Origin of the sequence: Bacteroides sp. AF39-16AC (assembly GCF_003602735.1) — a bacterium.
Taxonomy (GTDB): Bacteria; Bacteroidota; Bacteroidia; order Bacteroidales; family Bacteroidaceae; genus Bacteroides; species Bacteroides uniformis.
In genome coordinates this window covers 1-15008 of the sequence record NZ_QTLN01000042.1, presented here as the reverse complement: position 1 = coordinate 15008, position 15008 = coordinate 1, and the positions used below count along the sequence as shown (strand labels likewise).

The 15008-nt window shown below is 48.2% G+C and carries 14 protein-coding genes and 1 tRNA gene; 2 read left to right on the top strand and 13 right to left on the bottom strand.

The genetic code is table 11. The features are described 5' to 3' along the window. Window positions 1-141: 141 nt before the first annotated feature. The 6 genes from DW039_RS19855 to DW039_RS19830 form a co-directional block, all read right to left on the bottom strand. Complete coding sequence (locus DW039_RS19855) at window positions 142-1410, bottom strand: phage integrase SAM-like domain-containing protein (RefSeq protein WP_090612917.1); 1269 nt, start codon at window positions 1408-1410, stop codon at window positions 142-144. A 153-nt stretch (window positions 1411-1563) separates the two neighbouring features. Continuing rightward, window positions 1564-1637: transfer RNA gene (locus tag DW039_RS19850), tRNA-Ile, on the bottom strand. 92 nt (window positions 1638-1729) lie between these two features. Beyond that, window positions 1730-2041: a DUF4491 family protein gene (locus tag DW039_RS19845; RefSeq protein WP_005830847.1), complete on the bottom strand. Its 312-nt coding sequence runs from the start codon at window positions 2039-2041 to the stop codon at window positions 1730-1732. 9 nt (window positions 2042-2050) lie between these two features. After that, window positions 2051-2515: an Lrp/AsnC family transcriptional regulator gene (locus DW039_RS19840; RefSeq protein ID WP_005830846.1), complete on the bottom strand. Its 465-nt coding sequence runs from the start codon at window positions 2513-2515 to the stop codon at window positions 2051-2053. Between the two features lie 229 nt (window positions 2516-2744). Next, window positions 2745-3611 carry an FKBP-type peptidyl-prolyl cis-trans isomerase gene (locus tag DW039_RS19835; protein WP_005830844.1) on the bottom strand — a complete coding sequence of 289 codons (867 nt, stop codon included), beginning with the start codon at window positions 3609-3611 and terminating at the stop codon, window positions 2745-2747. Window positions 3612-3629: 18 nt separating this feature from the next. Next, window positions 3630-4223, bottom strand: a complete 594-nt coding sequence (locus tag DW039_RS19830; protein ID WP_044468323.1) for an FKBP-type peptidyl-prolyl cis-trans isomerase — start codon at window positions 4221-4223, stop codon at window positions 3630-3632. Between the two features lie 182 nt (window positions 4224-4405). Here DW039_RS19830 and DW039_RS19825 point away from each other — a divergent pair, with 182 nt between their 5' ends. Then, the gene (locus DW039_RS19825; protein WP_057088732.1) at window positions 4406-5122 is read left to right on the top strand and encodes an NAD-dependent deacylase; all 717 of its coding nucleotides are present in this window, start codon (window positions 4406-4408) and stop codon (window positions 5120-5122) included. 265 nt (window positions 5123-5387) lie between these two features. Here the strand turns inward: DW039_RS19825 and DW039_RS19820 are convergent, their stop codons facing one another. The 7 genes from DW039_RS19820 to metG all read right to left on the bottom strand — a co-directional run bounded on the left by DW039_RS19820 (window position 5388) and on the right by metG (window position 13887). Continuing rightward, window positions 5388-6134, bottom strand: coding sequence for a glycosyltransferase family 2 protein (locus DW039_RS19820; protein WP_022400784.1), 747 nt, complete (start codon window positions 6132-6134; stop codon window positions 5388-5390). Continuing rightward, on the bottom strand, window positions 6127-7392 hold the full coding sequence (locus tag DW039_RS19815; protein WP_120382289.1) for a glycosyltransferase family 4 protein: 1266 nt from the start codon (window positions 7390-7392) through the stop codon (window positions 6127-6129). Before DW039_RS19815 ends, DW039_RS19820 begins: the two co-directional genes overlap by 8 nt. A 40-nt stretch (window positions 7393-7432) precedes the next feature. Further along, window positions 7433-8449, bottom strand: coding sequence for a hemolysin activation protein (locus DW039_RS19810; protein WP_120382288.1), 1017 nt, complete (start codon window positions 8447-8449; stop codon window positions 7433-7435). Window positions 8450-8464: 15 nt separating this feature from the next. Then, the gene (locus DW039_RS19805) at window positions 8465-9334 is read right to left on the bottom strand and encodes a phosphorylcholine transferase LicD (RefSeq protein WP_005834345.1); all 870 of its coding nucleotides are present in this window, start codon (window positions 9332-9334) and stop codon (window positions 8465-8467) included. 64 nt (window positions 9335-9398) lie between these two features. Further along, window positions 9399-10310 (bottom strand): beta-1,6-N-acetylglucosaminyltransferase, encoded by a 912-nt coding sequence (locus DW039_RS19800; protein WP_120382287.1) that lies wholly within the window; start codon window positions 10308-10310, stop codon window positions 9399-9401. Next, window positions 10307-11752: a lipopolysaccharide biosynthesis protein gene (locus tag DW039_RS19795; RefSeq protein ID WP_098032005.1), complete on the bottom strand. Its 1446-nt coding sequence runs from the start codon at window positions 11750-11752 to the stop codon at window positions 10307-10309. Before DW039_RS19795 ends, DW039_RS19800 begins: the two co-directional genes overlap by 4 nt. Before the next feature lie 92 nt (window positions 11753-11844). After that, complete coding sequence (gene metG, locus DW039_RS19790; RefSeq protein WP_057281445.1) at window positions 11845-13887, bottom strand: methionine--tRNA ligase; 2043 nt, start codon at window positions 13885-13887, stop codon at window positions 11845-11847. Between the two features lie 166 nt (window positions 13888-14053). Here metG and DW039_RS19785 point away from each other — a divergent pair, with 166 nt between their 5' ends. Beyond that, window positions 14054-14905, top strand: a complete 852-nt coding sequence (locus tag DW039_RS19785) for a PepSY-like domain-containing protein (protein WP_005834354.1) — start codon at window positions 14054-14056, stop codon at window positions 14903-14905. Window positions 14906-15008: the final 103 nt, after the last annotated feature.

Genomic DNA, 15008 nt, shown 5'->3' with positions numbered 1-15008 from the left:
ATTTAATTTTTAACCGACTAGTGACCAAAAAATTTTTAGTGGACACTAGTGATACTGCAAAATAAAAGAAAAGTCTGCAATCTTTGCCGGATTACAGACTTCTTTTTGTTATAGTAGGTTCTGCATAATGGCAAACGATATTCATTTACCAAATACATATTTCACAACTTTTGCATTAGCCTTGTTCTCATTTACGAAGTCCCGTTCAATATAAATATCTGTCACTTTCATAGAATCATCTATATGGTTCAGTGCTGCGTGGACTATATATTTATCAATGCCAACTTTATTAAGCGCAATGGTAGCCCAACTATGGCGGGCTGCGTAGTATTCCAAATCATCTACTCCTAATATTGTACCAATTTCTTTTAAGCCGTAGTTGATAGCCTTATTGAAACCTTTTTCGTCTGCATAGTATTGGTAAAAATTAAATAAGCGTTTACCACTTTTATCTCTGTACTTCTCTATAAGTGGTAATGCGATTTTAGGTATATCCACTTTCATTTGAGCATTATCCAATCTACGGTCTTTCGTCTTGGTACGATTATAAGTAATGGTATTGTTCGCCATTTCTGTAGCATTATATAAATCGGCTGAATTAATGCCCATCAGACAGAATGATAGAATAAAGCAATCTTTTGCCAAATTATAGCGGCAAGTGGACTTGTAGCCTTTCTTCATATCTTTATAGGGTAGCTTCCATACCTTCTTTATAATATCTGCCGGAATAGCTCTCTTTCTTGTTGCTTCCTGCTTGGGTATCTCAAAGTCTATAAATGGGTTGTTAGGTATCAGTATGAGATTATTCTCTCTCTTGTTATACTTCTTTTGCGCTTCTTTAAATAGTTTCTTTATGCTTACCAAATAAAGAGATAAAGACCGATTAGAGGGCACACGCTTACCCTGCTGAATCAGTTTCTTCATTCGTACTTCACGCTCTTTATTCAGAAACGCTTTGAAGTTCTCTAAAAAAATGGTTGTAATCAGATTTACATCTAATTCCTCTTTACCTATGAAACGGACTAAAGCATTTATGGCAGTGGTGTAGTTAGGTGCGCCTTTGATAGTTGTTGAGGCTATCCACTCACGACTGAACTTTATAAAGTCAATGGTTTGTTGCTTCTGATGTTCACCATTCAAGTAGTCCATTACTTCATCAATGGTGTAGTGGTTTAATTCAACTTGCAGTTTGGTACATTTCTCTTGATAACTGCGAATAAGAAAATCTACCTCTTTTTTAATAGGTGAATTTTGCTTGATTTTCAGTTCTTTAGTTAGGTCTTTACTTGTGACGAATAGACTTGTTGCCAGCCGTCTCATTTTTCTGTCGAGTGTGAATCTTAGCTTTACGTTGTAAGTACCATTAGACCGTAGTCCGTCTTTCTTGATTTCTGCGTTGATTGTCAGCATATTAATCCTTTTGTTTATCGGTAAACAAGCGGTAAACAAATGCTGCAAAAGATATGTAATTCTATTGATTTGAGCCTATCCCAACTCATAGTGAAGGACAAAAAGAAAAGCGTTAACTGCTTGATTTCTTGCAATTAACGCTTGTTTTCTTCGTGGACCAGCCTGGGCTTGAACCAGGGACCTCCAGATTATGAGTCTGTTGCTCTAACCAACTGAGCTACAAGTCCGATGCATCCTTGCTTGGATAGCGAGGACAAAAGTAGCATTTTCTATTGAAATATGCAAGACTTTTGGATAAAATTCCTTATAACCTTTGTCCTTAGAACTTATAAGTTCGTTTTGGATTCTTGGGAAACCAGCCTTTTTTCACTCGTTCTTCCTGCTCGAATATCTCCTTGATGGTCCAGAACGAGGAAAATGCAAAGACGCCCAAAAGGGAGGCTATCATGATGTTCTCCGTATAAAGGGAGGCAATGATGCCGCCGATGCCGAGTAAAAGGAAAATCCACCAGCACTTGGTGCCCCAATAATATTCGGCTTTCACAACTATGGGGTGAAACAAGCCGATGATGAGGAATGTGCAGATACCTATGACAAGGCCCGACAGATGATATTCGTTCAAGAAATCCATTGTTGTTCGTTATTTCTCGGGGCAAATAGGAATCTCCTTCTTGATGCTCTGTTCCAGGGAAATCAAGGTCTCGGTAGCGGTTACGCCAGGAATCTCCTGCATCTTGTTGTTCAGCAAATCCATCAGATGCTCGTTGTCGCGGGCATATACCTTGGTCAGCATGGTGTACGGACCAGTGGTGAAGTGGCATTCTACGATTTCGGGAATCTTGCCCAGCTCAGCAACTACCGTCTTATACATGGAGCCCTTTTCCAGCTTGATTCCTACGTAAGTGCAGGTTCTGTATCCAAGGGACTTGGGATTTACATGATAGCCTGAGCCAACAATAACGCCAAGGTCAATCAGGCGCTGTACACGTTGATGGATGGCAGCACGTGACACGCCACATTCAGCAGCTACGTCCTTGAAAGGGATACGGGCATTTTGGGAAATGATTTCCAGAATCTGCCGGTCAAGATTGTCTATTTTTTCCATAATAGTAAATAAGTAAAGTTCTTGTTGTTATCAAATAGTAAGCAAATATAGGACTTTATTTTAATTTATCTATAAAAAGGGACGGAAAAATGAATAAAAGTGAGGGGTAACGATAAGGCGCGGATTACGCGGATTTCACGGATTTAGTTTACCAAATCCGCGTATTCCGCGTAATCCGCGCCTAAAAGAAGTATCAAGAGGGTTTTGCCCCTCCCTTCGGATTGTTACATTACTTCTCGATACCCAGCAGTTCCACTTCGAATATCAAAGTAGAGAACGGCTTGATTTGGCTACCGGTTTCTCTTGAACCGTATGCCAGGTCGTAGGGGATATAGAGTTCCCACTTAGAGCCGACGGGCATCATGGTGAGGGCCTCTGTCCAGCCTTTGATTACCTGGTTGGCACGGAAAGTAGCAGGTTCGTTGCGCTTGTAAGAGCTATCGAATTCTGTTCCGTCAATCAGCGTACCTTTGTAGTTTACTTTCACCTTGCTGCTGTCGGCAGGAACGGCACCGTTACCCTTGGTGATGATTTTGTATTGCAGACCGCTCGGGGTAGTTACTACACCTTCTTTAGCCTTGTTCTCAGCCAGGAACTTTTCACCGGCAGCTTTGTTGTCAGCATACTTTTCTGCGGTTGCTTTTTCTTTGATGGCATCCATCTGAGTACGCATGTACTCTTGAGCTTTCATCATATCCATAGCACCACCCTTGCCGATGACACCTGCTACGAAACCTGCCAGCAGATTTTCGCGGCTGATGCTCTGTGTAGAGTCGTTGCCGAAGATTTGTTGGTTGAAGCCTTCCACCCATTGCTTGCTGACCATCTGACCTACTTGCAGACCGGCCATGTAAGCCACGTCTTTCTTATCGATTTTGGCTGCGCCTTCGTTGAAACCTTTCAGGAATTCTGACATCTGGGTTGAGTCAATGCCTTGTTGTGCAAGATACTGGTCCAAACCTTCTGTACGCGCCATACCGATGGCGTAAGACAATGAATCGATGTCCGTCTTCAAATCAGCTTTCGGACTTTGAGCAGTACAAGATGCCATACCGGCAGCTACTGCAAGAGCCATGAGAAATGTTACTTTTTTCATTTTGCTTTTACTTGTTGTTTATTTAGATAAAATTTTCTGTAATTCGACTTCGAATACGAGCGTGCTGTGGGGAGGAATCATCTCGCCGGCACCCTGCGCTCCGTATGCCAGGTCGCTGGGGATGTAGAGTTTCCACTTGGCACCTTCGGGCATAAGCTGAAGGGCTTCCACCCAACCGGGTATCACTTGGTTTACACCGAACGTGGCAGGCTGGCCGCGCTTGATGGAGCTGTCGAACAGCGTTCCGTCAATCAGTGTGCCTTCGTAGTGGCATTGCACCTGGTCGGTGGCTTTGGCATAGCGGCCCACGTTTCCTTCCGTGATAACTTCGTATTGAAGTCCGCTGGGCAGCGTAACAACTCCCTCGCGTTTTTTGTTCTCTTCCAGGAACTTTTTGCCGGCTTCTATGTTTGCTGCGTTCATCTTCTCCTCCAGTTCGGCGAAGTACTTGTTGACGATGTCACGGGCTTCTGTGTGGCTGATTGCCGTCTGGTTGCCCTCCAAAACGTCTTTGATTGCTTGTGCAAAGTCATCTACTGCAATGCCTTTGGCACCCATGCTTAAAAGATTCTGACCTATTCCAAGGCCGATAGCATAACTGAATTTGTCCATAAGATTCTTTTGTTGACGACCGGATTGGTTTCTTTTCCAGTCTATTGCAAATTTATGAGTGGCAAAAGTACGTCTTTTATTTGAATGATAAGGCTTTTAAGTATTTAATTTTTCTTATTTATATCACAACTTGAACATTCTTCTTATATTTGTCTTACTTTAATAAAGGAAAGGAGCAGAAAATGAAGAACTTGGTCATATTGTCGGGTGCCGGTATGAGCGCCGAGAGCGGCATCAGCACATTCCGTGATGCGGGCGGACTGTGGGACAAATATCCGGTGGAGCAGGTGGCGACTCCCGAGGGGTATGCACGTAATCCGGAACTGGTCATTAATTTCTATAACGAACGTCGCAAGCAGTTGCTCGATGTGGTGCCGAATGCCGGGCATCTGGGCGTTGCCGACTTGGAGAGGGATTTCAATGTAACGGTCGTCACCCAGAACGTAGATAATCTGCACGAGCGTGCCGGCAGTACGCACGTGATACACTTGCATGGGGAACTGACGAAGGTTTGTTCCAGCCGCGACCCTTATAATCCGCATTTCGTCAAGGAACTGGCGCCGGAGGAATATGAAGTAAAGTTGGGCGACAAGGCGGGCGACGGTACGCAGCTCCGCCCGTTCATCGTGTGGTTTGGCGAGTCGGTGCCGGAGATTGAAACTGCCATCCGGTATGTGGAGAAGGCGGACATCTTCGTCATCATCGGCACCAGCCTGAACGTTTATCCCGCTGCGGGACTGCTGAACTACGTGCCCCGTGCCGCCGAAGTGTATCTGATAGACCCCAAGCCGGTGGACACGCACGTCATGCGTCCGATACATGTCATTCAAAAGGGAGCTTCGGAAGGGGTAAAAGAGTTGAAGGCGCTGCTTGCAGCTACCCAGCCTCCTTTGCTTTAGGACTTAATCTCCTACTTCTTAGGACTTAGCCCCTCACGGTATAGGACTTAATATGCAGAACATCCGGATGTCTTTCTCCAAAACACCCGGATGTTTTACCCCAAAACATGGGGATGTTTTGCCCCATTACATCCGGATGTTTTAGGTGAAAACATGGGGATGTTTTGGGTACTCACTCCTATACTGTAGAGAGCTGGGTATAGGGGAGATTCCCACAAGGTATAGGTCTTGCGGGAATAAAGTATATTTGCCCTCGAAACTTGTGCTATTTCTTTATCACGGCCCGTAATACGAACCAGGCATGATGGGCTACGGTACTCATCAGTCCGTAATGCCGCGCCATGATGCGGAAGCGTTCGCGCAGGGATGCTTGCCGGTTCTGGGTGGTCATTCCCTCTTCCAGATAGTCGATGAGGGTGAGATGGGTATTGTGCAAGGTCCGTGCCTTCTTCATCACCCGGATGCACCAGTCGAAGTCGGCGGAGAAGCGGTATTGCAGGTCGTAGGGTTCTACAAGGGAAGCTTTGGCAAAGAAGGCCTGATGGCAGACCAGCATGCCCTGCTTGAAGCTTCGCCAGGTAAGCACTTCCGGGGCGGCGAGGCGGCGCATGCGGATGAAGTGACCTTCCTTGTCCACCAGTTCCGTTTCGCCGTACAGCACGTCGGGTAGTTCGTTGCCGGAGATGGAACGCACCATCTGCTGCAAGGTGTCGTCCTCGTGGAAGCTGTCGCCGGCATTGAGGAAGCAGAGGTAATCGCCGGTGGCAAGGCGGATGCCTTTGTTCATGGCGTCGTACAGTCCCTTGTCCGGTTCGCTCACGATGCGGGTGATGCGGTCGCGGTAACGGTCGATGATGGAGAGCGTGCCGTCTTTGGACGCACCGTCCACAAGGATGTATTCTACGTGGTGGTAGGTTTGCGAGATAACGCTTTGAATCGTGTCCTCCAGTACCGCTTCGGCATTGTAGGTCACGGTGATGATACTGAATTTCGGGGTGGGGTGGTTATGCATTTCTTCCGGTCACTTTGTTGTAAAGGTCAATGTATTTCTTGGCGACGACGTTCTCCGAATAGTGGGAGATGGCTTTCCGGCAGGCTTGTTCCGAGAGGCTGGGGTAGTCGGGTTCGGTCAGCGTCCAGTAGATGCCGTTGGCAAAGTCCTCCGGGGATTTGTATTGTGCCACGTAGCCGTTGTGCAGGTGGTCTATCATCTCGGGGATGCCGCCCACGTTGAATCCGACGCAGGGAATGCCGCATGCCATGGCTTCCATGATAGTGTTCGGCAGGTTCTCTTCCAGCGAGGGGGTCACGAAGATGTCCACGGCATTGTAGATGTTCACCAGTTGGTGTTCGTTGCTGACGAAGTTCAGCGGGTAGACTTTGAATGGAAGCAGGTTTTCCAGTTGTTGCGATTGGTTGCCGAAGACGACGACACCCAACTGTTCCCGGAGTTCGGGATGCTTGTCGGCCAGCAGTCGGCACGATTCTATCAAGTAGTCAATGCCTTTCCGTTTGTCCGTAATCTTCACCGAGCCGAACAGCATGAGTTTCTTGTCTTGCGGCAGCAGGCAACGGCTGCGGGCTTCCTGCCGGTTTCGGGGCTTGAAGAGGTTGGTGTTGATGGGGTTGGGGATGCACGTCACGGCATGTCCACAGAAGAGGGCGCTTGTCCGGGCACGTTCTTCCAGCCAGCGGCTGCAGGTGACGAAGTTGATGTGACGGTTGCGATACAATGCCTGCTTTTTGTGGAAGATGCGGTAGGAAAGGTCACGTTTGCCTCTGCCTCCGTGGATGAAGGGGCAGTTGTGGCATTCCTGCTGGTAGTGGGTGCACTCGCGGGCATGGTGACAGATGCCAGTGCAGGGCCACATGTCGTGCATGGTCCAGACGACGGGCTTGCCCGAGGCGAGAATCTTCTCGATGTTCTTCAGCGAGAGCATCCCTTGGTTTATCCAGTGCAGATGGATGACGTCTGCTTGCTGGAATTCGGGCAGTGAGGTGATGTCTGTCCCCGTGTTGGCAATGTCTACGGCAAAGATGTTCTTCTTGTTGAAGCGGTTGGTGCTCCAGATGACGATGCGCTCCCAGACGAACTTCCACACCATGCGCCAGTTATGGTCTAGTGACACAACGGAGATTTGGTCGGTCTGCTTGTCGCGTACCAGCAGCTTGGCTTTGATGCCGTGGTTCTTGAGTGATTCCATCAGACGGCTGGCGGCGATGGCTGCGCCGCCGATGCGTTCGGATGTATTGATAAGTAGTACTCTCATGACTGTTGTTCGTTTCTTCTTTTTTGAATGTTTTTTCTTGTTACAGATGCCGGTCTTGTTTCATCCATTTCCGGATACGCTTTTGCAGCGTTTGCCATATGATGGTGAAGTTGCCGTACCGTAGGTTCAACGCCAGTTCCTCGAACGACCGTGCAATCTTTATCCAGGGATGCCGCCATGCCATGATGCGGTAAACGCTATCCTTGTAGGCTGTGTTCTCGATGACGTGGCGAGGGTGCTTCAGTGGAAACTCCACTTCGTGGCGTTTCATGGTGAAGATGCGGCGGTAACCGCGCGGCATGGTGTGCACGGAGCCGGCAAAGTGGGTGGAGTCGGCAGTGGCTCCCAGATTGTTTATCATGTTGCGGGTGGGCACGATGCTCAGACCCGAATTGAACAACATGGAAGCGTGGAAGATGGTTTCGTAATAGGCTTTCTCGTGTTCGCGGTGGCGTTGGCACATGTAGATGAAGTCTTTGCGGTAGCGCCGTGTGTGGATGAGGTTCTTCAGTTGCCGCATGTTCTCCTTGTCGTCCAGGAAGGTGTAGAATTCATCCCATTGGTCCGTCACCCGCCGCCAGCTCGCCCATCCCCAGATGGAGAAGGTGGTGGCGAAGAAGTAGTCGGAAGTGATGTCCGGTGTAATCTCCTCGTTGTTGAATCCGGCAATCATGCTGATGCGTGTGTCGTGCTCATACTTGTCGAGCAGTTCCTTGCAGAAGCCGAAGAAAGAGACGGCAGGCACGTCGTCATCCTCAAGCACGATACATTTGTCCGACAAGGAGAATGCCCACTTCTGTGCCATGTATTCCGATGGGTCGCAGCCGTAGTTCTTCTCTTGGTAGTTGTGGTGTACTTCGCATTCCCAGTCGATGTCTGCCACTACTTTGCGACAAGCTTCTATGCCCGGCATGTCACGCTCGCCGCGCGGGCCGTCCTGATAGAGAAACAGTCGTGCGGGGCGTGCTTTCTTCACTTGTTCGAATACTTGCGCCAGCAGTTTGGGGCGGTTGAAGAAAAGAATCAGTACAGATACATCTACAAGGGCTGGTTTCATGGCAATTTTGTTGGATTAGGAGGTGGCTATATGGTCATTTGGTATGTTGAAAGAAAGAACTGCCGGATAATGATTGTTTATCTTGTCCTGCTCTTCTTCTGTATACCGGTGTAAAGTGGGATAGTTGTACCGTAGAAAGTTTTCCAATCCATCAGGTGCTTTCAGATAAAGTGGACCGAATTTGATTGGTTGTAAATGGTTGAGACTCGTCTCCAAAACATGGTCGGTAGTGGTAATCACATTGTTGTAATACAAAGTTTTCCATGAGTTGAAACAACTTTGCATTATCACCATCAAACGGTAGATTGTCTTTTTAGAGAGTGTCATATCAACTATCCGGTTCAGAAGGCAGGCAACAGCTCCACGATTGGTAGGGTTGGATATTTGACATTTTCCGAAGTGTTTCCATAGCCATACCTCTTTTCCCATCAGGCAGCATTTCAGAAAGTTGACGGCTTCATATTGTATCTTCCTTAATAGCTTATTGTTTGGAATACGGTCAAAAGGGAATATATCGACAAAGATTCCCTGATGCATAGGTACATCTTTAAACATCTCTTCGACAAACAAGGTGTTGTTTTTCTTGACTTTGGCAAAGTAATAAGGACTATGAGGGTCGGTATGTATCCATGAAAGAAAGTATGGTTCTCTCAGTTCTTGGGAGGCTATCTGGAGAAACTTATTGTAGTCTTCCCGTTTCATACCTATATCTATGTCGTCATCCCAAGGAAGAATCGCTTTGTCATAGAGTGCCCCTATTGCTGTTCCGCCGATTACAAAATAGGGAATATTGTGTTTGTCGCAGATGCGCACAATCTCTTCCAGTATTTCGTATAGCACCTGATGTAGTTGGGTCAGTTCTTCTGGGGTATATTGCTTCACCATGGATACCATTTTTGATTGATGTCTGCAAAAATAATGATAATAGTTGAAAGGAGCACTTTCCATTTCAATCTTCTTTTGCGAAATCGGACTTGAGTTTTTCTATCAGTGTGTCGGACTCCCCGCTTACCACTTTCCGGCAGAACATCTTTCCAGACTGTCGCAATACCGGCAGGTCCTCGAGTGTCATCACGCGGATGGATACGCCGTAGTCTATGTAGTGCAAGGGGGTGAGACGGGTAAGTCCGGGGTATTCTCCCTCTAAAAGAAGCCCTTTTGAGGCAAAAGGGGAGTTGAATACGATGGTCTGTATGCACAGCTCGCTGGGTACAAAGCTGGTTCTGAAATACTTCACCAGCTTCTCCTCCGTGCACAACTTTTCATATACATATCGTGCGCAGGGCAACGTGATGGCCCAATAGTCGGAACCGAAATAGACATCTGCCTGCTTGCCCTCCAAGGGTGCAAAAGGGGCTTTCCGGATGGGGAGTATCTGTACCAGCTTGCGCGATGCTACGATGAGTTTGTTCTTCCACCATATACTCTTCCAAGGCAGGTCACGGAAAGGGTGGTAATGGGTTATCTTGTGCAACTGCTGTTTCACGGTGCAGTGTGTCAGGTTGAAACCGCCGATGAATTCAGTGTCTTGATGCTCCTCGAAATAGTGGTAGATGGCGTTGTTGTTCCATAACGGATAGTCTTGCCCGCTTAGGCATACTACGCGGGTATAGGGGATACCGCTGTGCAATACGGCGGCAAGCAATTCTTTCTGATATTCCACTTGTTCCCATCCTCCCCAGCTTATCCGGTGGCGGGGCACGAAAGTGACCTTGTCTCCCAAGGCTTCTTCAAAAGGGTGTATATCGGCATTGAGGTCGATGTGCACGTAGAAGTCTGCCCGGTCATCCAGTGCGGCAACCAGGCGTGCCAAGTGTGGGGCATCCTTGTAGGCGGATATGATGTAGGCTATGCGGCTCATGCTCTTTTTTTCTTTAAGAGGAATTCAATGCTTTCCCGGAAGATGGTAGATTGTAGTTTCCACAAAACCAGTGCATAAAGCCCAGCTACCATAATGATTTTGGCTGCCATATTTAAGTATAGGTTTTCTATGGGCTGAGTAGCATAGTGAGTTGACACTACGAGTACAATGGATAGGGAGAGATAAGGAGAGATGTCTTTCAGCATATCGCGCAGTCTTAATCCTATCTCCCTCTTGACAAAACGGAACCATACAAACAGCCAGCCGATATTGATAATGACGAAAATACGCAGCATCCATTCCAACCCGTATGGGTATATGGCACATACAGCTACTATTTGCAGCAGGCTCAAGCTGATGGTGCTCCACATATAGATAGAAGAATGTCCCCGGCTGATGAGCAGGTTGGAGAACAGATTGATGACGGGAATAAATGCTCCCCAAATACATAACAGTTGCAAGATATCGGCACTGGGCAGCCACTTCTCCGTGATAGTGATTATAATCAGTTCTTTCGATACCAAGCTCAATCCCAGCATGGCGGGGAAAGAGATAAAGGCGGTGAAGCGCAGCAGCTTTCTGAATACGGCAAGTTGTCGTGCCTTGTCGTCGGCAACCCGGGTAAAGACGGGTTGTGCAATGCCGTTTATCATGCCCGTAATCGTGGTATGTCCCATGCCGTTCCACTTGTTTGCCTGCGTAAAGTTACCCACTTCCCGTTCCGAATAGAACTTACCCAACAAGACGGAAAACAAATTGTTATTGATTATGGTGAAGATATTCGTAATGATTATCTTACTGCTGAACCCTATCATCTCCTTAATGGGTGTGAAGTCGAACCGGAAGCGGGGTCTCCAATGCGAGAAGTAGAAGTTAAGAATCGTCATTACGGTGATGAAAGAGATGCTTTGCAATGCAATCCCCCAATAGGCGAATCCGTTTGCCGCCAATGTGATGCCCACAATACCGGAGACTATCAGACTTGAAATAGAAATGACGGTAGTGTCCTTGATTCTGAGGTTCTTGAATAGATATGCCCTCGGTGCAATGCTCATGCTGGAAATGACGAATCCCAAGAAGGAGAGACGGGACAGCGGTATCAGCTCGGGCGTATCGTAGAAGTCGGCAATCAGCGGTGCGGCAAAGAAGAGTAATATATATATAGTAGTGCTGCACATCAGGCTGAACCAGAACACGGCGTTGTAATCCTTGTGCAAAGTCTCCTTCCGGTTGGTCAGTGCCGAAATGAACCCACCCTCCTGCAAGGCGGCGGCAATGGCGGAGAAGATGGTAAGCATCCCTACCATACCATAATCCGAAGCATCCAGCAGACGGGCAAGGACTATTCCGAATCCCAGATTTAACAACTGCTGTATGCCGTTGCTGAATCCTCCCCAGAAGAGGCCTTTGGCTGTTTTTTCTTTGAGTGATGTATCGGACATAGTTTATTGGTTGATAAGGCAACGAGTTAACAAGGCCACGAGGCTTTTCCTTCCTCCTTGTAGCCTTGTTAACTCGTTACCTTGTTACTGTTTTATTTCACCTCGCTGCCCGGCTTCACCTCTTTCAGCAGTGAAGTCACCGCCAGCGAGCCGTCATAATTCTCGGCAGAGAGAATCATTCCCTCACTTACCAGCCCGTTCTTGAATTGGCGTGGAGCGAGGTTGGCGATGAACAGCACTTGCTTGCCTACCAGTTCTTCCGGTTTGTAGTGCTGGGCAATGCCGCTGACGATGGTGCGGTTTTCCAGCCCGTCGGCAATCTTGAACTTCAGCAGCTTCTTCATCTTGGGCACTGCTTCGCATTCAAGCACTGTACCTACGCGGATATCCAGCTTTTCGAAGTCTTCGAAGGCGATGGTCGGCTTGATGGGGCTTGCCTTGTAGGTGGCGGCTTCGTTTGCCTTCTTGGTGGCAAGTAGCTTGTCTACTTGTGCCTGGATGACGTCGTCTTCTATCTTTTCGAACAGCAGTTCGGGGGTGCCCAGCTGATGTCCGGCAGGCAGCAGGTCGGTGTGTCCCAGCTCTGCCCAGTCAAAGCTGTCCATGTTCAGCATCTTGCGAAGCTTCTCGCTGCTGAAGGGCAGGAACGGTTCGAAGGCGATGGCAAGGTTGGCAACCAGCTGCAAGGAGATATGGAGGATGGTGGCTACGCGCTCCATGTCCGTCTTGGCAAGCTTCCACGGCTCGGTGTCGGCAAGGTATTTGTTTCCGATGCGGGCAAGGTTCATCGCTTCCTTCTGTGCGTCGCGGAATTTGAATACATCCAGCAACTTCTCCACTTCTGCCTTGACGTCGGCAAATTCTTTCAGCGTCTCGCGGTCGTAGTCGTTCAGTTCGCCTGCGGCGGGCACTACGCTGTCGAAGTACTTCTTGGTGAGTTGCAGGGCGCGGTTCACGAAGTTGCCATAAACGGCAACCAGCTCGTTGTTATTACGTGCCTGGAAGTCCTTCCAGGTGAAGTCGTTGTCTTTTGTCTCCGGTGCGTTGGCGGTCAGCACGTAGCGCAGCACATCCTGCTTGCCGGGGAAGTCAACGAGATACTCGTGCAGCCATACCGCCCAGTTGCGTGAAGTGGAAATCTTGTCGCCCTCCAGGTTCAGGAACTCGTTGCTCGGCACGTTGTCCGGCAGGATGTAGCTACCCTCTGCCTTCAGCATGGCGGGGAACACGATGCAGTGGAACACGATATTGTCTTTTCCGATGAAGTGTACCAGACGCGTTTCGGGGTCTTTCCACCATTTCTCCCATGTGTCGGGCAGCAACTCTTTGGTGTTGCTGATGTAGCCGATAGGGGCGTCGAACCATACATAGAGCACTTTGCCCTCGGCACCCTCTACGGGAACGGGAATACCCCAATCCAGGTCGCGGCTCACGGCACGCGGCTGCAAGCCCATGTCGAGCCAGCTCTTGCATTGGCCATAAACATTGGGACGCCACTCCTTATGGTCTTCCAGAATCCATTGGCGAAGCCATTCCTCGTGCTTGTCCAGCGGCAGATACCAGTGCTTCGTCTCGCGCATCACGGGCTGGCTGCCGCTGATGGCACTCTTCGGATTAATCAGGTCCGTGGGGCTGAGGCTGGTGCCGCACTTCTCGCATTGGTCGCCGTAAGCGCCTTCGGCATGGCAGTGGGGGCACTCGCCGGTGATGTAGCGGTCGGCAAGGAAGGTCTTGGCTTCTTCGTCGTAATACTGCATGCTGGTCTTTTCGATGAATTCTCCCTTATCGTACAGCTTGCGGAAGAAGTCGGAAGCCGTGTCGTGATGCGTCTTTGAAGTAGTACGGCTGTACACGTCGAAGGAAACGCCGAACTCTTCGAAAGACTTCTTTATAAGCGTATGATAGCGGTCCACCACGTCTTGCGGGGTGATGCCTTCCTTCTTGGCGCGGATGGTGATGGGCACTCCGTGTTCGTCGGAGCCGCCGATGAAGATTACATCTTCCTTTTTCAGTCGCAGGTAGCGGACATAAATGTCGGCAGGAACATAAACGCCTGCCAGGTGTCCGATATGAACCGGGCCGTTGGCATACGGCAATGCCGAGGTTACGGTGGTACGTTTGAATTTCTTTTCCATTGTGTTATTATGTATCTCTTTTGTTATGAACGCTTTTAGTGGCACAAAGATAGCTGTTTTCTGCAAAATATGAGTATTCTTCCAGATTCTTTCCAGATTTAGGCTTCATCTTTGCCATACAAAATGAACAAACTTGGTATTGATAATGTAAAAAAACGAAATGACTATGAAACTGGAAAAGTACTTCTTATTATTGGCGTTAGGCGTGTTTGCCTTTGCCTTGCAAAGCTGTGATGATGACGACAACGACGGAATCTCCGTGCCCGCGGAACTGAGTAATGCGTTGGCCAAGGAGCATCCCAATGCCCAGCGTATAGAATGGGAAACAAAAGGTGCATATTATGTGGCTGATTTCCATGAGGACAATTTCGAAAAGGAGGCCTGGTTCACCAAAGACGGTGTATGGCAGATGACCGAAACCGACCTCCGTTATGCAGACCTTCCCGCTCCGGTGAGAAGCTCTTACGAGAGTAGTACCTATTATAATGTATGGAAGGTGGAAGATGTAGACAAGCTGGAACGTAAGGAAATGGCTGTTGTCTACATCATCGAAGTGGAGAAAGGTAATCAGGAAATGGACCTCTATTATTCGGAGGACGGCATTCTGGTGAAGGAAGTGGCCGATGCGCACAACGGCGGTTCTCCCGAAGATTATCTCCCTTCTGATATTTCCGCTGCCATCAAAGATTTTATAGCAGAGAAATATCCCAATGCCCGCATTGTGGATATTGAAAAAGAAAAGAACGGTATGACGGAAGTCGAAATCGTGCACGGAAGTATCAGCAAGGATGTGATGTTCACCGCTGAGGGTGCATGGGCCTATACTATCTGGGATATCAGTAAGAGACATCTGGAGGATGTAGTGAAGAACGCCGTTACGGCTGCCCATCCCGGTTATGTCATTGATGATGCCGACTTTATTGAGACTCCCGATGGCAGTTACTTTTTGGTAGAGATGGAGCAAGGGGAAAGGGAAATCTACGTAAAGGTGACAGCGGAAGGTGAAATACTGCCATAATCTTATACTGAATACTTCCCTTTAAATCAGCGTATTGTATTTACTGCTTGTTTACTGTCTTATCCTGATATAGGTAGACACATTTACAAACTAATAAATGTGT